The sequence below is a fragment of the Enterobacter chinensis genome, assembly GCF_034008295.1.
Taxonomy (GTDB): Bacteria; Pseudomonadota; Gammaproteobacteria; order Enterobacterales; family Enterobacteriaceae; genus Enterobacter; species Enterobacter chinensis.
Genome location: NZ_JARDVI010000024.1, coordinates 1 through 206, shown reverse-complemented (window position 1 = coordinate 206; position 206 = coordinate 1). Strand labels below are relative to the sequence as shown.

1 rRNA gene is annotated in these 206 nt (G+C 56.3%); it reads right to left on the bottom strand.

Features of this window, described 5'->3' with window-relative positions:
* Positions 1-206, bottom strand: a 23S ribosomal RNA gene (locus tag PYW49_RS23325); the annotation flags it as partial.

Here is a 206-nt window from a genome sequence, read left to right as displayed (position 1 = left end):
TAGCCTTGGAGGATGGTCCCCCCATATTCAGACAGGATACCACGTGTCCCGCCCTACTCTTCGAGTTCACAGCAAGTGTGCTTTCGTGTACGGGACTGTCACCCTGTACCGTGCGACTTTCCAGACGCTTCCACTAACACACAAGCTGATTCAGACTCTGGGCTGCTCCCCGTTCGCTCGCCGCTACTGGGGGAATCTCGGTTGAT